The sequence below is a fragment of the Variovorax sp. V118 genome (genome assembly GCF_041154445.1).
Lineage (GTDB): Bacteria > Pseudomonadota > Gammaproteobacteria > Burkholderiales > Burkholderiaceae_C > Variovorax > Variovorax boronicumulans.
On the sequence record NZ_AP028663.1, the window covers coordinates 4,211,083 to 4,229,266 of the forward strand.

An 18,184-nucleotide genomic window follows, 5' to 3' on the forward strand; every position below is an offset into this window, starting at 1 on the left:
CCTCGTTCGTCCTGGTGCGGTCAATGCACGCTGGTCGGCCGCCCCGAAGCCACCCACGCATCCAGCCCCCCCGTCAGCGGCAGCGCCCGCCGCGCCCCGCGCGCCAGCAGCACGCGCGCAGCCTGCGCGGCCGAGACTTCGTTGGGGCAGTTGCAGTACAGCACCACGTCGCGGTCGGGGTCGATGGTGAGGTCCAGGTTGCGCTGTTGCAGCGCCTTGAGGGTGTACGACAGCGCGCCCGGAATGCGGCGCGGGTCGACCTGCACGCCGGCTTCGCCGCGCACGTCGATCACCAGCGGCGGCACGTCGCCGCTCATGAGGTCGAACAGTTCGTCGACGCTGATGCGCGGCATGCCGGTGAGCCGCGCGAAGGCGCGGCGGCGCCAGTAGCGCACGGCGAGCATCACGAGCAGCACCACGCCCAGCGCGGCGGTGGCGATGCCGCCGGCCTGCGCGAGCACGGCAAGCACTTGCTGGATCTGGTCGCGAAAGAGCCAGCCCAGGCCGAGGAACAGGCCCGTCCAGACCAGCGCGGCCACGATGTCGAAGCCGACAAAACGCCGCACCGACATGCCCAGCGCACCGGCCATGGGCGGCGCCACCACGGACACGCCGGGCACGAACTTGGCGGCCACAAGCGACATGCCGCCCCAGTCGGAGATGAGCGATTCGCCGCGACGCACGCAGGAGTCCTGCGACAGCGAGATGCGGCACAGCAGGCGCATGAAGCGGTAGCCGAAGCGGCGCCCGGCATAGAACCACGCGCCGTCGCCCAGCAGGTTGGCGACCACGGCGGCCAGCACCACGCCGACCACCGACACGTCGCCCGCCGCCAGCAGCGCGCCGGTGACGACCAGCACGGCCGCGGCCGGCACGGGCAGGCCCAGGCGCGCGGCGAAGCTGGCGGCAAACACCACCAGGATCGCGTTCTGCACCAGCAGCGACATCAGCTGCGCCATGCGGGCCGCCGTTCGGTCGTTGCCGGGGGCCGCAGGGCGGCGCGCCGGGAAGGGGTGTGGGATGTGCTCATGCCGGGCGCGATTCTCCCGCATGGCCCAAGCACGTACTGCGCGCAGGCCATCCGGGGCGCCCGCACGCCCGTTCGCTCAGCGGGGCGCGTCGCCCTTGCGGTACTCGGCGGTGAGCGCGTCGAGCTTCTGCTTGAGCGCCGGGTCGAGCACGTAGCTGGCGGCGGCCACGGTGGCGTCGAGCTGTTCGGGGCGGCTGGCACCCAGCAGCGGCGCGGTGATCAACGGGTTGGCCATGACCCACGCCACGGCCAGCGTGGCCAGCGGCACGCCGGCTTCGTCGGCCAGCGCGTGCAGCTGGGTCACGGTGTCGAAGCTGCGGTCGTTCCAGTAGCGGTCCTGGTACATGCCGCCGGCGGTGCCGAGGGTGAAGCGGGTGTTCTCCTCGGGCTTGGCGCCGGGCTTGTACTTGCCGGTGAGCAGGCCGCCGGCCAGCGGGTTGTAGGGAATCACGCCCAGGCCCTCTTCGGCCGCGAGCGGCAGCAGCTCACGCTCGATCTCGCGGAACAGCAGGCTGTAGCGCGGCTGCACCGACACGAAGCGCGTGAACCGGTGCAGCTCGGCCTTGCCCAGCGCGCGCGCCAGGCGGTAGGCCAGGAAGTTCGACACGCCGATGTAGCGCGCGCGGCCCGACTTGACGATCACGTCGAGCGCCTCGAGGCTTTCTTCGAGCGGGGTCTCGCGGTCGTCCATGTGCAGCTGGTACAGGTCGACGTGGTCGGTCTTCAGGCGCTTGAGCGAGAGGTCGATGGCGTCGAGCAGGTGCTTGCGCGAGGCGCCCTGGTCCCAGGGGTTGGGGCCGACCTTGTTGACGGCCTTGGTGGCGACCACGAAGCGGCGGCGGCCCGCGGGGCCCTGCTTGTCGAGCCAGTTGCCGATGATCTCTTCGGTGCGGCCGGTGGTCTCGATGGTGCCGCCCAGCGGGTACACATCGGCGGTGTCGAGGAAGTTGATGCCGGCGTCGGCGGCCTTGTCCAGGATCTGGTGCGACACGGCCTCGTCGGTCTGCAGGCCGAAGGTCATGGTGCCCAGGGCCAGGCGGGACACGGTGAGGCCGGTACGGCCCAGGCGGGTGGTGGGGATGCTCATGCAGGCTCGCTCCGAGAAGGTGGGAGAGGGAGGGAAAGAGGCGGCGGCCATCATAGGCACGGCCGCGCATTCCTGCAGGCGCTGGAGATTCAGGTGGATTCGAGGTGCACGCCGGGCGCGCCGCGTTCGACCGAGAAGCGGGCCATGGCCGCGACGGCAGAATCGGCGTTCTTCTCGTCTTCGACCGCGCGGAACTCGACCGCGCAGCCGCGTGCGTCGAGCGTCATGAGGCCGTAGCCGCGCTTGTCCGCGCGGCCGTAGCGCAGGTGTTCGTTCTTCGCACGCATGTGGGCCACGCTGGCGGCGCTGGGCCCTTCGGAGGTGATGGCGCCGCCGACGAACTCGGTCGCGACCACGGGCCCCTGCGGCGCGCGGCGCAGGTCGGCGGCCCAGAAGGCGTGCACGTCGCCGCCGAGCACCAGCGCATCGCCGCCGCGCGACGGGTTGGCGGTCAGCGCGTCGAGCAGGCGCGTGCGCGCGGCGGCGTAGCCGTCCCAGCCGTCCATCCAGTAGCCGTGGCCGGGGCCGCGCTGGCGGTCGGCTTCGGCGAGCAAGGTCGGTTGGGCGATGACGGTCCAGCGCGCCGGCGGCGTTGCGAGTTCGTTCGCGAGCCAGGCCTCCTGCTGCATGCCGAGCAGGCTGCGCTCCGGGGCCAGCCGGTCGGCACAGTCGACCAGCGGCTTGGTGCTGCGGCCCGGGAGGCAGGCGTGGTGCGAGCGGTACTGGCGGCCGTCGAGCAGCATCACGTCGAGCATGCGGCCGAAGCGGTGCCGACCGTAGATGGTCGCGCCTGCGCCGCGCGGGCGCATGGAGACGGGCACGGGCATGTGCTCGTACCAGGCCTGGTAGGCGGCGGCGCGGATCGCGAGAAACTGCGCCGGGTCGGGCGTGCGCGGCGAGACGTCGTCGGTGTAGTCGTTGGCGACCTCGTGGTCGTCCCAGGTCACGAGCCACGGGAAGGCGGCGTGCGCGGCCTGCAGGTGCGGGTCGGTCTTGTACAGCGCGTAGCGGTTGCGAAAACCGGCCAGGTCGGTGGGAATGCCACCCTCGTGCCGGCGCACGTTGTGCGAGCCGCGCGAGCTTTCGTAGATGTAGTCGCCCAGGTGCACGACGAAGTCGAGCGGCTGCGCGGCCATGTCGCGGTAGGCGGCGTAGTAGCCCTCCTCGTACTGCTGGCACGAGGCGAAGGCGAAGCGCAGCGGCTGCACGGTGGCGTCGGTGTCAGCAGGCGTGGTGCGCGTGCGGCCAACGGGGCTGCGCACCCCGGCAGCGGTGAAGCGGTACCAGTAGGGGCGGCCCGGGCGCAGGCCCTGCACGTCGACGTGCACCGAGTGCGCGAGGTCGGCCGTGGCACTGGCCGTGCCCTTGGTCACGATGCGGCGAAAGCGCTCGTCCTCGGCCACCTCCCACTGCACCGCCACGGGCGCCTCGCCCATGCCACCGCCCTGCACCGGGTCGGGCGCGAGCCGCGTCCACAGCACCATGCCGTCCGGCCGCGGCGCGCCCGAGGCGACGCCCAGCGTGAACGGGTCGCGCGAAGCCGAGGGCTGGGCGCGCAGGTGCAGGAAGGGATGGCCGAGCGCGGCGGCGGCGAGGCCGGTGTGCAGCAGGCGTCGGCGGGTGAAAAACGGAGGGGTCATCGGGCGTCCTTCTTGGCGCGTCGCTCGGCGATCTCGAGGTCGATCGATGCCTGCAGGCGCGCTTGCCGGTCGAGCTCCCTCTGCCGGGTGTCGACGCTCGTGTACTCGCGGTCGATCAACGCCTGCAGGCGCGCCAGCTGCGTGAGATCCATCTCGCGGGTGTTGGCGCTCGCGTGCTCGAAGTCGATCGACGCCTGCGGGCGCACTGGCCGCTCGGGCTCTTTCGAATGGGTGTCGACGCCCCTCGTGCGCAGGTCTTCGCTCGACTGCGAAGAAGCACCACCGGAGCGTCCCTCCCAGATCACCAATGCGCCTACGAGAAAGAGCACCGCGAACATGAATTCCATGGCGACGGGGTTCAGGTCGTCCTTGAGGATCGGCTTGAGCGAGCCGTCCAACCGATCTTTCGGGGGCAGCAGGACCGCGACCTTCTTGCCCACGGGGCGTGCATTGAACTTGCCGCCGCTGCGTGCGTACAAGACAGCCCGTCGGCCGTCGGGCCGGACGTAGTCGACCCGGACCTCTGTGTTGCCGGCGCCGGTGACGACACCCTCGACCTTGTCGTAAGAAGAAAGAATGACCGCGGCATCAAGCGCCGACAGCAGCGCGACACACAGCATGGCGACGCCCATCGCCGCGAGGCACACCGCCACAAACACTCGAAGGATCTGCATGGACTCCAGCCGTCAGGAACGTGCCTGATTCTGGCGCCCTTCTCTTACAGCACCGCCACTGCAGAACGGCGTCTCAGCCCGCCGACCCTTCGCAAGCCACAGCCACCGGCCGCCGCGCATCCGCACGCGCGCTCGCGACCGCCCAGGCGAAGATCCCCACGCCCGCCAGCGCCAGCAGCGCGCCGACCCAGCCGGTCGAGGTCCAGCCCAGGCCGGCCGCAATGGCCACGCCGCCGAGCCAGGCGCCGAGGGCGTTGGCCATGTTGAAGGCCGAGTGGTTGAGCGCGGCGGCGAGGGTCTGGGCGTCGCCGGCCACGTCCATCAGGCGGATCTGCAGGGCCGGGCCGATGGCGACGGTGGTGCCGATCAGGAACACGGTGAAGGCCGCCGTCACGACGTGGTGCGCGGCGAAGGTGAAGCTGGCGAGCACCAGCGCTGCATAGACGAGCACACCGCCGATGGTGCGCATGAGCGACTTGTCGGCCAGCCGCGAGCCCACGAGGTTGCCGGTGACCATGCCCAGGCCGAACAGCGCAAGCACGAAGGGCACGCCGCCCAGCGGCAGCCCGGCCACCTCGATCAGCGTGGGCTTGATGTAGCTGAACACGGCGAACATGCCGCCGAAGCCGATGGCGCCGATGCCGAGCGTGAACCACACCTGCTTGCGCTTGAGCGCGCCGAGTTCGCGCCAGGGGCTGGCGCCGGCGGCGGGTGCGATGTCGGGCACGTCGCGGCGCAGCAGCGCCACGGCGACGAGCGCGATGACGCCCACGAACACGAAGGCCGCGCGCCAGCCGAACAGCTGGCCCAGCCACGCCGCGATGGGCACGCCGACCAGCGTGGCGCCGGTGAGCCCCAGCATCACGAGGCCGACCGCGCGTGCGCGCCGCCCCGGTGGCGCGAGCGTGGCGGCCACGAGCGCGGCCACGCCGAAGTAGGTGCCGTGCGGCAGGCCGGTGGCAAAGCGCAGCAGGTTGAGCGACAGGTAGCCGGGCGCCATCGCGCTGGCGAAGTTGCCGGCCGCGAACACGGCCATCAGCGCGATCAGCAGTGCGCGTCGGCCCCAGCCGGCAGCCAGCACCGCGAGCACGGGCGCGCCGATGACCACGCCCAGCGCGTAGGCGCTGATGACGTGGCCGGCCTGCGGGATGGTGACGGCGATGTCCTTCGCGACCTCGGGCAGCAGGCCCATGATGACGAACTCGCCGGTGCCGATGGCAAAGCCGCCGACGCCGAGCGCGAGCACCGCGCGCAGGAACTGGGCGGACGAGACGGACGGTGCAATGGCGGTGGTTTCCGCGCCTTCGCGGGCGGACGGTGAGGCGTTCAAGGCCGGGCTCCTGGGGGGTGCCCGGCGGACGCGGGCAAGGCCCGATTCTAGGGTAAACCCTTAAATTGTGAAGATGCTCTCGTGCGCCGCGTCGGTACCGTCTTGCAATTCAGATGGCAACCAACTGCCGCACGCCCTGCGCTTCCATGTCCTTGCCCAGGCCGCGCGCAATGACTTCGCCGCGCTCCATCACGAGGTAGTCGTCGGCCAGCTCCTGCGCGAAGTCGTAGTACTGCTCGCACAGCACGATGGCCATGTCGCCGCGGTCGGCGAGCATGCGGATGACGCGGCCGATGTCCTTGATGATGCTGGGCTGGATGCCTTCGGTGGGCTCGTCGAGGATCAGCAGCTTGGGCTTGGGCGCGAGGGCGCGTGCGATGGCCAGCTGCTGTTGCTGCCCGCCTGACAGGTCCCCGCCTCTTCTGTGGATCATCTGCTTGAGCACGGGGAACAGCTCGAACAGCTCCGCAGGAATCGGCGTGCCGCCGCTCTTGTAGGCCAGGCCCATGCGCAGGTTCTCTTCGACCGTGAGCCGCGCGAAGATCTCGCGGCCCTGCGGCACGAAGCCGATGCCGGCCCTGGCCCTGTCGTACGGCGTGGCCTTGTGGATCGGCTTGCCTTCGAGTTCGATGCTGCCGCTCTTGATGGGCACGAGGCCCATCAGCGACTTGAGCAGCGTGGTCTTGCCTACGCCGTTGCGGCCGAGCAATACCGTGACCTTGCCGAGCGTGGCCTGGAAGCTCACGTCCCTGAGGATGTGGGAGCCACCGTAGTACTGGTGGATGTTCTTGACTGTCAGCATGGTGGGATGCTTTCCTTGGTCTTTATCGGGGGCGCCCGGTGCGCGGCACGGCGCGGTCGGCCCCACTGTGCCGGCCCTTCGGGCTGCCCTGCGGTGCTCGCGTTTCGCGGGGTCTCGCAGAACTCGCTTCGCTCAGACAGCTGCGAGCCCTGATCCGCGAAACGCTGCGCTCCTCGGCGGCACAGAGGGGCCGCCCACACCGCACCGCACACCGGGCGCTGGTCGTGGCGTTGATGCCGTCGGCTCTGGCTGCGGCGACAGGTTCACCGCCCAAGGTAGACCTCGATCACGCGTTCGTCGGCCTGCACTTCGTCGAGCGTGCCTTGCGCGAGCACGGAGCCATCGCACAGCACGGTGACGATCTCGGAGATGGTGCGGATGAAGCTCATGTCATGCTCCACCACCATCAGCGAGTGCTTGCCCTTGAGCGTCAAGAACAGCTCGGCGGTGCGAGCGGTTTCCTCGTCGGTCATGCCGGCCACGGGCTCGTCGAGAAGCAGCAGCTTCGGGTCCTGCATGAGCAGCATGCCGATTTCGAGCCATTGCTTCTGGCCGTGGCTCAGGTTGCCGGCCAGGCGCGACACGCTGTCGGCCAGGTGGATGGTCTCCAGCACTTCGGCCAGGCGGTCGCTCTGCGCCGAGTCGAGCTTGAACAGCATCGAGGCGCGCACGCCCTTGTCGGTCTTCAGTGCGAGCTCGAGGTTCTCGAACACGGTGAGGTGCTCGAACACCGTCGGCTTCTGGAACTTGCGGCCGATGCCCAGCTGCGCGATGTCGGCTTCGCGGTGGCGCAGCAGGTCGATGGTGCTGCCGAAGAACACGGTGCCCGAGTCGGGGCGGGTCTTGCCGGTGATGATGTCCATCATCGTCGTCTTGCCAGCACCGTTGGGGCCGATGATGCAGCGCAGCTCGCCCGGCGCGATGTCGAGCGAGAGCTTGTTGATGGCCTTGAAGCCGTCGAAGCTCACGCTCACGTCTTCGAGGTACAGGATGCGGCCATGGGTGATGTCGACCTCGCCCGGCGTGACATGGCGACCGAAGTCGGCGGTGCGGCCTCCCGATTCGGTCTGGCCCGTGGCCGCGTGCAGACCGGCCGCGCGTGCGGCGCGCTCGGCGCCGGCTTCCATCAGGTCGGGCGTCATGCGCGGGCTCCCTTCGCGTCCACGGGCAGCGAGACCAGCGCCTCGGGCTCGACGCCCTTCTCTGCGGCGATGGCGCGGCTTGTGTGCGCCGCCGGCTCGGGCGGCGCCTGCGTCTTCTCCCTCGACAGCCACTGGCGCACCAACCCCACGATGCCGTTCGGCAGGAACAGCGTGACAGCAATGAACAAGGCGCCCAGGAAGTACAGCCAGTACTCGGGGTAGGCCACGGTGAGCCAGCTCTTGGCGCCGTTGACGATGAAGGCGCCGAGGATCGGTCCGATCAGCGTGGCGCGCCCGCCCACCGCCGCCCACACGGCGATCTCGATGGAGTTGGCCGCGCTCATCTCGCCCGGGTTGATGATGCCGACCTGCGGCACGTACAGCGCGCCGGCCACGCCGCACATCACGGCGGAGATGACCCAGATCGTGAGCTTGTACGGCAGCGGGTTGTAGCCCGAGAACATCACGCGCGTTTCGGCGTCGCGAATGGCCTGCAGCACGCGGCCGAACTTGCTGCCGATGAGCCACTTGGCGAACAGGAAGAAGCCCAGCAGCGTAAGGCCGGTGAGCGCGAAGAGCGTCATGCGCATCTCCTGCGTGGCGATCGGGATGTTCAGGATGCGCTTGAAGTCGGTGAAGCCGTTGTTGCCGCCGAAGCCCGTCTCGTTCCGGAAGAAAAGCAACATGGCGGCGAAGGTCATGGCCTGCGTGATGATCGAGAAGTACACGCCCTTGATGCGCGAGCGGAAGGCGAAGAAGCCGAACACGAAGGCGATGAGGCCGGGCACTGCCACGATGAGCAGCAGCGTCATGCCGAAGCTGCCGCTGAAGGTCCAGTGCCAGGGCAGTTCCCTCCAGTCGAGGAACACCATGAAGTCGGGCAGGTCGCTCTTGTAGTTGCCGTCGCGGCCGATCTGGCGCATGAGGTACATGCCCATCATGTAGCCGCCCAGCGCGAAGAACAGGCCGTGGCCCAGCGACAGGATGCCGGTGTAGCCCCAGATCAGGTCCATGGCCAGCGCGCAGATGGCGTAGCACATGATCTTGCCGACCAGCGCCACGGCGTAGTCGCTCATGTGCAGCGGGCTGTCGGCCGGCACCCACATGTTGAGCACGGGCGCCACGGCGCACACCACGATCAGCGCGACGAAGAAGGCCGTCCATCCCTTGCCGCTCAGCAGCGGCCCCTTGGTTGGCAATGTGACCTTGCTCATGCTTCTGCGCTCCGGCCCTTCATGGCGAAGATGCCCTGAGGTCTCTTTTGAATGAAGATGATGATGAAGACAAGCACCGCGATCTTCGCGAGCACCGCGCCCGCCCAGCCTTCGATGAACTTGTTGAGAATGCCCAGCCCCAGCGCCGCATACACGGTGCCCGCGAGCTGGCCGACGCCGCCCATGACGACCACCATGAAGCTGTCGACGATGTAGCTCTGGCCCAGGTCGGGGCCGACGTTGCCGATCTGGCTCAGCGCGCAGCCCGCCAGGCCCGCGATGCCCGAGCCGAGCGCGAAGGCATAGGTGTCGATGCGCGCCGTGTTCACGCCCATGCACGAGGCGATCGGGCGGTTCTGCGTGACGCCGCGCACGAACAGGCCCAGGCGCGTCTTGCCGATGAGCCAGCCCATCGCCAGCAGCACCAGCGCCGCGAAGATGATGATGCAGATGCGGTTCCACGGCAGCGTGACGTTGCTCAGCATGGTGAAGCCGCCGCTCATCCAGCCGGGGTTTTCGACACCGACGTTCTGCGCGCCGAAGAGCGAGCGCACGAGCTGCTGCAGCATCAGGCTGATGCCCCAGGTGGCCAGCAGCGTCTCGAGCGGGCGGCCGTAGAGGAAGCGGATCACGCCACGCTCGAGCACCGCGCCCACGAGCGCCGAGGCGAGGAAGGACACGGGAATGGCGGCCACCAGGTACCAGCCGAACGCCGCCTCGGGCATGTACTTCTGGAAGACGCCCTGCATCACGTAGGTGGCGTAGGCGCCGATCATCATCAGCTCGCCGTGCGCCATGTTGATGACGCCCATCAGCCCGTAGGTGATGGCCAGGCCCAGCGCGGCGAGCAACAGCACCGAGCCCAGGCTGATGCCGCTGAACACGGCGTTGATGCGGTCGCCCCAGACCAGCGCGCCGTCGATGTTCGCGATCGATGCGGTGATGGCCGCCTTCACGTCGGCTTCGGTCTCGTCGGCCAGGCGCTGGTTGAGCAACAGCTTGGTGTCGGGGCTGCGGTTGTTGCCCAGCTCCTTGGCGGCGGCCAGGCGCTTGGCCTTGTCGGCGCTGGTGAGCATGCTGGCGGCGCGCACGAGTTCGAGCTGCGCCTTGATCTTGGGGTTGGTCTCGGCGGCCAGCGCCTTCTCGACCATCGGAATGCGCGACTCGTCGGGCTCCTTGAAGAGCGCCTGCGCGGCGTCGGCGCGCACCGCGTCGTCGGTGCTCGTGAGCTTGAGTGCGGCCTGCGCGGCATCGAGCGCGCCGCGCATGAGGTTGTTGTTGACGACGTCTTCGGCGGTGTCGGGCACCTTCAGCTCGACGCCCGTCACGGGGTCGAAACCCTTGTCGTCCTTCATCACGAAGACCTTGTCTTCGGTGTACTTCACGGCGTCGTCGGACATCGCCTGGATGAACGCGGCGGTCTTGTCGTCGGCGGTGAGGACGGCCTTGTTGAGCGCGGCGATGCGGGCTTCGGATTCGCCGGAGGCGATGGCCTTGGCCTCGTCGGCCGTCAGCGCATGGACGGGCGCTGCTGCCAGCAACAGCAGCGCCGTCGTGCAGGAACAAATTGAGCGCAGTAATGAATGCACAGCGTTTCTCTCATTCGGGAACACCGAGGAACCGGCTTTGCCGGGCCTCAGGTGTTGCCCCCGGTAGGGGGTTGGCGAAGCGACACGAAGTGCGCGCAGCCTGGGGGCGAGCCCCAGTTACATCGACTTGCCAGCGGGGTAATCCGGCTTCTTGTCGTTGCCTTCGATGTACGGGCTCCACGGCTTGGCCTTGACCGGGCCCGGCGTCTTCCACACCACGCTGAACTGGCCGTCGGCCTTGATCTCTCCGATGAACACGCTCTTGTGCAGGTGATGGTTCTTCTCGTCCATCTTCGAGACGATGCCCGAGGGGGCCGTGAAGGTCTGGCCGGCCATCGCCGCGATCACCTTGTCGGTGTCGGTCGACTTGGCCTTCTCGACCGCCTGCTTCCACATGTGGATGCCGATCCAGGTGGCTTCCATCGGGTCGTTGGTCAGCGGCTTGTCCTTGTGGCCGGCGATGTTCTTGGCCTTGGCGTAGTCGCTCCACTGCTTGATGAACGCCGTGTTGGTCGGGTTCTTGATCGACATGAAGTAGTTCCATGCAGCCAGGTGGCCGACCAGCGGCTTGGTGTCGACGCCGCGCAGTTCTTCTTCACCCACCGAGAAGGCGACCACAGGCACGTCCTTGGCCTTCAGGCCCGCGTTGCCCAGTTCCTTGTAGAAAGGCACGTTGGAGTCGCCGTTGATGGTCGAGACCACCGCCGTCTTGCCGCCGGCCGAGAACTTCTTGATGTCGGCGACGATGGTCTGGTAGTCGCTGTGGCCGAAGGGGGTGTACTTCTCGTCGATGTCCTTGTCGGCCACGCCCTTGCTCTTCAGGTAGGCGCGCAAGATCTTGTTGGTCGTGCGGGGGTAGACGTAGTCGGTGCCCAACAGCACCCAGCGCTTGGCGCCGCCGCCTTCCTTGCTCATGAGGTAGTCGACGGCCGGAATGGCTTGCTGGTTGGGCGCGGCGCCCGTGTAGAACACGTTCTTCGAAAGCTCTTCGCCCTCGTACTGCACGGGGTAGAACAGCAGGCCGTTCATTTCCTCGACCACCGGCAGCACCGACTTGCGCGACACCGAGGTCCAGCAGCCGAAGATCACCGAGACCTTGTCCTGGCCGAGCAGCTGCTTGGTTTTTTCAGCGAACAGCGGCCAGTTGGAGGCCGGGTCGACCACCACGGGCTCCAGCTGCTTGCCCAGCACGCCGCCCTTCTTGTTGATGTCGTCGATGGCCATCAGCACCGTGTCTTTCAACACGGTTTCCGAGATGGCCATCGTGCCCGACAGCGAGTGCAGCACGCCGACCTTGATGGTGTCGGCAGCGAATGCGGGCGCAGCAGAAATGCTGGCCAGCGCGACGGCGGCGGTGAGCGCCTTGAGGGTGAAACGACGTTGCATGTGGACTCCTGCTCCGGGTGGGTTGAACCTTGTCGACAGCGCGGGGCTGGCGATGGAGAGGAGTCTGCGGAACGCACCACAAAGGGGAAATACGCCGGGTGGCGTACACGGAGGTACTCAGGCGGGTGGCGGGGCCGGGTACTTCACGGCGTTGGCGAGCATCTTGTGCTTCGCTGCCTCGACCGGGTCGATGCCGAGCTTGTCGGCCAGCTGCAGCAGGTAGAGCAGGACGTCCGCGATCTCGGTGCCGATCTCGGCGCGCTGGTCCGCGGGCAGCGCCCGGCTTTGCGCTTCGGTGAGCCACTGGAAATGCTCGAGCAGCTCGGCCGCTTCGACCGACAGCGCGGCGGCGAGGTTCTTGGGGGAGTGGAATTGCTCCCAGTCGCGGGCTTGTGCGAAGTCGCGCAAGGCCTGGGTCAGCGATTGCAGGTCATCGGCCATGGCATTCCTGTAGGGTTGGAAAAACCCATTTTGGGCATTAACATGCCCAAAATGGGTAAATTGAAATCACCGGCACCGGTTGTCGAGAAGTCCGCCAGCCTAGCGGACGCCTTGTTCACGACCACGCAGCAACGCGTGCTGGGCTGTCTCTTCGGGCAGCCGGACCGGAGCTTCTTTTCCAGTGAATTGATCAAGCTTACCGGCGCAGGCTCGGGCGCGGTGCAGCGAGAACTCCAGCAGCTGACCGACAGCGGGCTGCTCACGACGTCGCGTATCGGAAACCAGAAACACTACCGCGCGAACGCGGACGCACCGATCTTCGAGGAGCTGTGCAGCATCGTGCGCAAGACCTTCGGGCTCGCGGGCCCGTTGCGCGATGCACTGGCGCCCGTGGCCGACAAGATCGAAGCGGCCTTCGTCTTCGGCTCGGTGGCCAAGAAGAGCGACACCGCCGCCAGCGACATCGACCTGCTGCTGATCAGTGAAGAACTTGCCTATTCGGACCTCTTTCTCGCCCTCGACGCCGTCTCGGCGCGCCTCGGCCGTACAGTGAACCCGACCCTGTTCACGAGGAAAGAACTGATGCGAAAACTCAAGGACGGCGAAGCTTTCGCCACCCGCGTCATGGCACAGCCCAAGCTCTGGGTGATTGGCGACGCGCATGCCCTCCCCGCTTGACAACCTGTGCGGCCCGTCGAAACCGCTGACGGCCGAAGCACCCGATGCGCGCGAATTCGCGGGCCTGCTTCGCTCCGGACTGGCTCGCCTGGCCGATGCGCAGGTCACCCAGCTCTCGCTGGAAAGCCGCTTCGATCTGGCCTACAACGCGGCACACGCCTTGTGCCTCGCTGCACTGCGATGGCACGGCTATCGATCGGGCAACCGCTTCATCGTCTTCCAGGTGCTGCCGCACACCCTGGCGCTGGGGCCGGAAGTCTGGCGCGTGCTGGCCAAGGGGCACGAGATCCGCAACCTCGGTGAATACGAAGGCGACATGAATATCGACGAACGCATCGTTCGCGACCTCATCGTCGCCTGTCAGCGCGTGGCCTCGGCGCTGTCCGACTTGCCCCCGCCTGCCACCACCTGACGCTGTCGCACGCCTGTGCGATGCAACACGGCCACCAGCAAGGCCGTGCCCATCAGGTAGAGCAGCGCGACGCCGAGCGCGCTCGCATGGCCTGCGGCGTCACCGCCGTGCCCCAACTGCCCATAGAACAAGATCCCGACCAACGCCACCCCCAGCGCATTGCCCGCCTGCTGCACCATCGACAGCACGCCCGAGGCCACGCCCGCGTGCTGCGGCGGCAGGCCGGCCAGCACGGTGGACACCAGCGGCGCCATCACCATGCCGAGCCCCGCGCCCTGCACGAACAGCAGCGGCACCATCCACGCCACGACATGCGTGTGCCCCGGCCAGCCGGCCACGTTGGCGCACTGCAGCGCATGCCCCGCCGCGAGCACGAGAGCGCCGAGCGCGATCGGTGGCGTGCCGCCGAAGCGGCGGGCGATGCGTGCGCCGGCCATCGAGGTCGCGAAGAAGCCGACGGCCAGCGCCGTGAAGACGATGCCCGAGTGGAGCGCGCCCAGCCCCATCCCCTGCTGCAGATAGAGCGCGAGCACGAAGTACAACGAGGCGTTGCCCGCATAGAAGGCCAGCGTGGTGAGCAGCCCGGTCACGAAGCGGCGGTTCGCGAGCAGCACCGGCGCCACCAGCGGCGCACCGCCGCGTAACGCGAGGCGGCGCTGCTGCCTCGCGAAGAAGCCCCACAGCGGCACGGCGGCGGCCAGGCACAGCCAGCTCCACAGCGGCCACCCCTGCTGGCGCCCTTCGACCAGCGGCAGCACCACGGCCACCGAGCCGGCCGCAACCAATGCAACACCCGCCAGGTCGAGCCGGCTGCTGCCACTGCCCTGCGTCAAAGGCGGCACCACGCGCGGCGCGAGCACCAGCGCCAGCAGGCCGATGGGCACGTTGATGAGAAAGCAGCTGCGCCAGCCGAGGCCCGCGAGGTCGGCATGGATCAGCGCGCCGCCCACCAGCTGCCCCAGCGTGGCCGCCAGGCCCAGCGTGAGGCCGTAGGCCGCGAAGGCGCGCGTCCGGTCTTCGCCCGCGTAGGCCAGGCCGATCATCGCGAGCACCTGCGGCTGCAGCAGCGCGCCGGCCAGGCCCTGCAGCAGGCGCGCGGCCACGAGCAGCCCGGCGTTCGGCGCCACGCCGCAGGCGGCCGAGGCGAGCGTGAACAGCAGCAGGCCGAGCATGAACATGCGGCGTCGACCGAACAGGTCGCCAAGCCGCCCGCCCGTGACCAGCCCCGCGGCGGTGGCCAGGCCGTAGCCCGCCACCACCAGCTGCAGGGTGCCCGCGCTGGCCTGCAGGTCGTGCTGCATCGATGGCAGCGCGACGTTGACGATGAAGAAATCGAGCACCACCAGGAAGGTGCCACTGAGCATGACCCACAGGCCCAGCCGGCCCGGTGTGGCGGACGTGATCGATGGGGCAGGAACAGCAGGGTTCGATGAGGTCATGGCCCCCACTGTCGGCACCGGCGGGCATCGCGGCAATGACCTCCAAGGTCATGCGCGCAAGGCGCGGGCGCTCAGCGCTTGTCGAACTGCGCGGACGCAAAGGCCCACGTCATGCGCGTCGCATCAGGCCCGATCGGGTCGCTGAACAGCTGCCCCCGCGACCCGCCGCTCCACGAGTGGCCGAGCCCCGCGATCTCGCACAGCGTGACCAGGGTGCGGCCCTGGCGCTTGAAGTCGGTCACGCGCATGGCACGGCGCTGGCCGCGTTGCAGGTCGCGCGCGATGCCGGCGTGCGCGCCCACGGCGGTGGCCCAGACGGCCGCGCTGCTCATGGCGTTGCTGGGCGCCACCACGGCGTCGGCGTCGCCGTGCAGCACCAGCATCGGCGGCAGCGTCGTGAAGACGGCCGCCGCGCCCATGGCCTTGCCGACCGCGGTAACGGGCATCGGCGGCACGTGCTGTCCGCGCATGGCGCCGAGCGCGGTGGCCGACGACTTCGCGGCGCCGGGCGCCACGCCCGAGTGCATGACCACCGCGCGAAAGCGGTTCGGGTAGCGCGTGGCCAGCAGCGCCGCCATGCTCGCGCCCGCCGACAGGCCGGCCACGGCCACGCGGTCGCGGTCGACGGGGTACAGCATGCAGGCCTGGTCGACGGCGGCCATCAGCGTGGCGGCCTCGGCGTCGGCCTTGCCGGAGCGGCGCTCGTACCAGTTCCAACAGCCCTGCGGATGGGCGATGCGGTCCTGCTCGGGGTAGAGCACGAGAAAACGCTGGCGCACCGCGAGCGCGTTCATGCGCGTGCTGGCCGCGAAGTCACGACCGGTTTGGCCGCAGCCGTGCAGCATGACCATGAGCGGGAGTTTCTCGCCGGGCTGCAGCACCAGGTCGGCCGGACGGAACAGGTGATAGCCGCGCGCCCCGCCCGCGCCCATCGCCATGCCACTGATCCAGTCGCCCTTGCCGGGCGGCGGCTTGAGCCGCTTGGCGGTCGCGCGTTGCACCTGGCCGGCCACGCGCTTGCCGTTGCTCAGCGTGAGCTTGGTGAGCGCCTTCAGGTTGCGCTCATAGGCGCGGGCGAAGAAAGAAGCGGTGGAGCGACGGGCCATGGCGCAGTGTGCAGGCAAAGCGCCGGGCGGCCAAACGGCCGCGAAGCCTTCAGTAGATTTCCGGGACGATCATGCTGGCGGGGACGGGCTGGCGAAGGTAGTCGTCATGCCGCTCGCGCGCCGGCAGCTCGACCGGCGCGTGCGCCACTTCCTGGTAAGGCAACTGGCCCAGCAGGTGGCTGATGCAGTTCAGGCGCGCCTTCTTCTTGTCGACGGCCTGCACCACCCACCACGGCGCCTCGGGGATGTGGGTGCGCTCCAGCATGATCTCCTTCGCCTTGGTGTATTCCTCCCAGCGGCGGCGGCTCTCGAGGTCCATGGGGCTGAGCTTCCACTGCTTGAGCGGGTCGTGGATGCGGCCCAGGAAGCGCATGTGCTGCTCGTCGTCGGTGATGGAGAACCAGTACTTGATGACCTTGATGCCCGAGCGCACGAGCATCTTCTCGAACTCGGGCACGGTGCGGAAGAACTCCTCGTACTCGTCGTCGCTGCAAAAGCCCATCACGCGCTCGACGCCGGCGCGGTTGTACCAGCTGCGGTCGAACAGCACCATCTCGCCGGCCGCCGGCAGGTGCGCCACGTAGCGCTGGAAGTACCACTGCGTGCGTTCACGGTCGTTGGGCGCGGGCAGCGCGGCCACGCGGGCCACGCGCGGATTCAGGCGCTGGGTGATGCGCTTGATGACACCGCCCTTGCCTGCCGCGTCGCGGCCTTCGAAAAGAATGACCACCTTCTGCTTGCTGTGCTGCACCCAGTCCTGCAGCTTGACCAGCTCGCCCTGCAGGCGAAAGAGTTCCTTGAAATAGGCCTGGCGCGCCGCCTTGTCGGACACGGAAGACACGGCCGAGCCGGGGTCGAGCCCGTCGAGGTTGCGGTCTTCGATCTCCAGTTCGAGTTCTTCGTCGTAGCTGTCGATCAGGTCGCGGGCGATGCGTTGCATCAGGTCTTCGTGGTCGGGAAGTGCGCTCGTCAGCATGATGAAAAGGGGCAAGAGTGGCGGGTAGACAAAAAGCATGCTGCCCCCGCCGCATGACGGCGGCGTGACGGTTTTGCGGCTGTTTTCTGTAAGCCGACACGCCGTTGTCACATGGCACGAACACCATCCGGGGCATGCTGGCAGCCCGCCAAACGGGCGTCTGCCTGTTCACATGTCTTTTCTGACCACGCACCTTGTCGGTATTTCATGACCTCGCCGCGCAGTCCTATGGCGGCGACGAAGCCGGGCTGATCTGCGGCTACCTGTTCGACGCCGCGGCGCCGGAGCCCGCGCGGGCCATCGATTCGGCGCAGGCCGCCGCGTGGCTGGCGGATGCCGGCCAGCTCGGCGACAGCAACGCCTACGTGTGGCTGCACTTCAACCTGAGCCATGCGCACGCCGAACGCTGGCTGGTGCGGCACGCCGCCCTGTCGGACACCTTCTACGAGACGCTGCACGAGGGCCTGCCCTCCACGCGCATCGAGCGCGCCGACGACTCGCTGATCGCGGTCATCAACGACGTGCACTTCGAGTTCAGCTTCGAGCCCTCGGACATTTCGACGCTGTGGATCAGCGTCGGCCCGCGCCTGGTGGTCACGGCGCGCACCAAGCCGCTGCGTTCGGTCGACGCGCTGCGCACGGCCGTGAAGGCGGGCGAGGCGCCGCGCTCGAGCACCGAGCTGCTCGAGCACCTGCTGCGCGCGCAGGCCGACGTGCTGGTGAAGATCGTGCGCGGCGTCACCTCGCGCATCGACCGCATCGAGGACGAGCTGCTGGCCGGTCGCCTGGACCACAAGCGCGCGCGCCTGGGCGTGCTGCGCCGGCTGCTGGTGCGGCTGCAGCGGCTGCTGGCGCCCGAGCCGGCCGCGCTGTTCCGCCTGCTGCAGGGCCCGCCGGCCTGGATGGCCGAGCCCGACGTGCAGGAGCTGCGCGGCTCGACCGAGGAGTTCTCGGTGGTGCTGCGCGACATGCAGGCGCTGCAGGAGCGCATCAAGCTGCTGCAGGAAGAGATTGCCGCCAACGTCAACGAGGACAACAACCGCAGCCTGTTCGTGCTGACGGTGGTCACGGTGCTGGCGCTGCCGATCAATATCCTGGCCGGCCTGTTCGGCATGAACGTCGGCGGCATTCCGCTGGCGGAGCACAGGCACGGGTTCTGGATCGTGGTGGCGATCGTCGCCACCTTCACCGCCGTGGCCGCCTGGACGGCGTTTCGCAAGAAGCGCTGAGGCGCGGTC

At 68.5% G+C, this 18,184-nt stretch carries 17 protein-coding genes; 3 read left to right on the plus strand and 14 right to left on the minus strand.

The window, feature by feature from the left end; translation table 11 throughout:
* Positions 1 to 20: 20 nt before the first annotated feature.
* The 11 genes from ACAM52_RS19545 to ACAM52_RS19595 form a co-directional block, all read right to left on the minus strand.
* Positions 21 to 959, minus strand: coding sequence for a VTT domain-containing protein (locus ACAM52_RS19545; RefSeq protein WP_354343226.1), 939 nt, complete (start codon positions 957 to 959; stop codon positions 21 to 23).
* Between the two features lie 147 nt (positions 960 to 1,106).
* Positions 1,107 to 2,117 (minus strand): aldo/keto reductase, encoded by a 1,011-nt coding sequence (locus tag ACAM52_RS19550; protein ID WP_095946666.1) that lies wholly within the window; start codon positions 2,115 to 2,117, stop codon positions 1,107 to 1,109.
* Between the two features lie 89 nt (positions 2,118 to 2,206).
* Positions 2,207 to 3,757 (minus strand): alkaline phosphatase, encoded by a 1,551-nt coding sequence (locus ACAM52_RS19555; protein WP_369644360.1) that lies wholly within the window; start codon positions 3,755 to 3,757, stop codon positions 2,207 to 2,209.
* Positions 3,754 to 4,431 (minus strand): hypothetical protein, encoded by a 678-nt coding sequence (locus ACAM52_RS19560; RefSeq protein WP_369644361.1) that lies wholly within the window; start codon positions 4,429 to 4,431, stop codon positions 3,754 to 3,756. The genes ACAM52_RS19555 and ACAM52_RS19560 overlap by 4 nt, the downstream gene beginning before the upstream one ends.
* A 73-nt stretch (positions 4,432 to 4,504) precedes the next feature.
* Positions 4,505 to 5,761, minus strand: a complete 1,257-nt coding sequence (locus ACAM52_RS19565; RefSeq protein WP_369631801.1) for an MFS transporter — start codon at positions 5,759 to 5,761, stop codon at positions 4,505 to 4,507.
* 109 nt (positions 5,762 to 5,870) lie between these two features.
* Positions 5,871 to 6,563, minus strand: coding sequence for an urea ABC transporter ATP-binding subunit UrtE (gene urtE / locus ACAM52_RS19570; RefSeq protein WP_369644362.1), 693 nt, complete (start codon positions 6,561 to 6,563; stop codon positions 5,871 to 5,873).
* A 263-nt stretch (positions 6,564 to 6,826) separates the two neighbouring features.
* Complete coding sequence (gene urtD / locus ACAM52_RS19575) at positions 6,827 to 7,705, minus strand: urea ABC transporter ATP-binding protein UrtD (protein ID WP_062472201.1); 879 nt, start codon at positions 7,703 to 7,705, stop codon at positions 6,827 to 6,829.
* Positions 7,702 to 8,919 carry an urea ABC transporter permease subunit UrtC gene (gene urtC, locus ACAM52_RS19580; protein ID WP_369644363.1) on the minus strand — a complete coding sequence of 406 codons (1,218 nt, stop codon included), beginning with the start codon at positions 8,917 to 8,919 and terminating at the stop codon, positions 7,702 to 7,704. Before urtC ends, urtD begins: the two co-directional genes overlap by 4 nt.
* Complete coding sequence (urtB, locus tag ACAM52_RS19585) at positions 8,916 to 10,463, minus strand: urea ABC transporter permease subunit UrtB (RefSeq protein WP_369647754.1); 1,548 nt, start codon at positions 10,461 to 10,463, stop codon at positions 8,916 to 8,918. Before urtB ends, urtC begins: the two co-directional genes overlap by 4 nt.
* Positions 10,464 to 10,625: 162 nt before the next feature.
* Complete coding sequence (urtA, locus tag ACAM52_RS19590) at positions 10,626 to 11,894, minus strand: urea ABC transporter substrate-binding protein (protein WP_013543023.1); 1,269 nt, start codon at positions 11,892 to 11,894, stop codon at positions 10,626 to 10,628.
* Positions 11,895 to 12,011: 117 nt separating this feature from the next.
* Positions 12,012 to 12,335 carry a nucleotide pyrophosphohydrolase gene (locus tag ACAM52_RS19595; protein ID WP_369644364.1) on the minus strand — a complete coding sequence of 108 codons (324 nt, stop codon included), beginning with the start codon at positions 12,333 to 12,335 and terminating at the stop codon, positions 12,012 to 12,014.
* Here ACAM52_RS19595 and ACAM52_RS19600 point away from each other — a divergent pair.
* Together ACAM52_RS19600 and ACAM52_RS19605 are read left to right on the plus strand one after the other, a co-directional pair.
* On the plus strand, positions 12,318 to 13,013 hold the full coding sequence (locus ACAM52_RS19600) for a nucleotidyltransferase domain-containing protein (RefSeq protein WP_369644365.1): 696 nt from the start codon (positions 12,318 to 12,320) through the stop codon (positions 13,011 to 13,013). The genes ACAM52_RS19595 and ACAM52_RS19600 overlap by 18 nt on opposite strands.
* Positions 12,997 to 13,425, plus strand: coding sequence for a hypothetical protein (locus ACAM52_RS19605; RefSeq protein ID WP_354343216.1), 429 nt, complete (start codon positions 12,997 to 12,999; stop codon positions 13,423 to 13,425). Before ACAM52_RS19600 ends, ACAM52_RS19605 begins: the two co-directional genes overlap by 17 nt.
* Here the strand turns inward: ACAM52_RS19605 and ACAM52_RS19610 are convergent.
* The 3 genes from ACAM52_RS19610 to ppk2 form a co-directional block, all read right to left on the minus strand.
* Entirely contained in the window at positions 13,374 to 14,864 is a 1,491-nt protein-coding gene (locus tag ACAM52_RS19610) for an MFS transporter (RefSeq protein WP_369644366.1), read from the minus strand. The two genes, ACAM52_RS19605 and ACAM52_RS19610, sit on opposite strands and share 52 nt — an antisense overlap.
* Before the next feature lie 71 nt (positions 14,865 to 14,935).
* Positions 14,936 to 15,970 carry a PHB depolymerase family esterase gene (locus ACAM52_RS19615; protein ID WP_369644367.1) on the minus strand — a complete coding sequence of 345 codons (1,035 nt, stop codon included), beginning with the start codon at positions 15,968 to 15,970 and terminating at the stop codon, positions 14,936 to 14,938.
* A gap of 49 nt (positions 15,971 to 16,019) precedes the next feature.
* Positions 16,020 to 16,946 carry a polyphosphate kinase 2 gene (gene ppk2 / locus ACAM52_RS19620; RefSeq protein ID WP_174543625.1) on the minus strand — a complete coding sequence of 309 codons (927 nt, stop codon included), beginning with the start codon at positions 16,944 to 16,946 and terminating at the stop codon, positions 16,020 to 16,022.
* A gap of 194 nt (positions 16,947 to 17,140) precedes the next feature.
* Between ppk2 and ACAM52_RS19625 the strand changes: the two genes are divergently transcribed.
* The gene (locus tag ACAM52_RS19625) at positions 17,141 to 18,175 is read left to right on the plus strand and encodes a transporter (protein WP_070061594.1); all 1,035 of its coding nucleotides are present in this window, start codon (positions 17,141 to 17,143) and stop codon (positions 18,173 to 18,175) included.
* The last annotated feature ends 9 nt before the right edge of the window (positions 18,176 to 18,184 follow it).

What these genes read in the sequence shown, in the direction of transcription:
- ACAM52_RS19605 (WP_354343216.1), top strand. Translation starts at nt 12,997, where the DNA reads ATGCCCTCCCCGCTTGACAACCTGTGCGGCCCGTCGAAACCGCTGACG.
- ACAM52_RS19595 (WP_369644364.1), bottom strand. Translation starts at nt 12,335, where the DNA reads ATGGCCGATGACCTGCAATCGCTGACCCAGGCCTTGCGCGACTTCGCA.
- ACAM52_RS19550 (WP_095946666.1), bottom strand. Translation starts at nt 2,117, where the DNA reads ATGAGCATCCCCACCACCCGCCTGGGCCGTACCGGCCTCACCGTGTCC.
- urtD (WP_062472201.1), bottom strand. Translation starts at nt 7,705, where the DNA reads ATGACGCCCGACCTGATGGAAGCCGGCGCCGAGCGCGCCGCACGCGCG.
- ACAM52_RS19615 (WP_369644367.1), bottom strand. Translation starts at nt 15,970, where the DNA reads ATGGCCCGTCGCTCCACCGCTTCTTTCTTCGCCCGCGCCTATGAGCGC.
- urtE (WP_369644362.1), bottom strand. Translation starts at nt 6,563, where the DNA reads ATGCTGACAGTCAAGAACATCCACCAGTACTACGGTGGCTCCCACATC.
- urtA (WP_013543023.1), bottom strand. Translation starts at nt 11,894, where the DNA reads ATGCAACGTCGTTTCACCCTCAAGGCGCTCACCGCCGCCGTCGCGCTG.
- ppk2 (WP_174543625.1), bottom strand. Translation starts at nt 16,946, where the DNA reads ATGCTGACGAGCGCACTTCCCGACCACGAAGACCTGATGCAACGCATC.
- urtC (WP_369644363.1), bottom strand. Translation starts at nt 8,919, where the DNA reads ATGAGCAAGGTCACATTGCCAACCAAGGGGCCGCTGCTGAGCGGCAAG.
- ACAM52_RS19610 (WP_369644366.1), bottom strand. Translation starts at nt 14,864, where the DNA reads ATGACCTCATCGAACCCTGCTGTTCCTGCCCCATCGATCACGTCCGCC.
- ACAM52_RS19560 (WP_369644361.1), bottom strand. Translation starts at nt 4,431, where the DNA reads ATGCAGATCCTTCGAGTGTTTGTGGCGGTGTGCCTCGCGGCGATGGGC.
- ACAM52_RS19545 (WP_354343226.1), bottom strand. Translation starts at nt 959, where the DNA reads ATGGCGCAGCTGATGTCGCTGCTGGTGCAGAACGCGATCCTGGTGGTG.
- ACAM52_RS19555 (WP_369644360.1), bottom strand. Translation starts at nt 3,757, where the DNA reads ATGACCCCTCCGTTTTTCACCCGCCGACGCCTGCTGCACACCGGCCTC.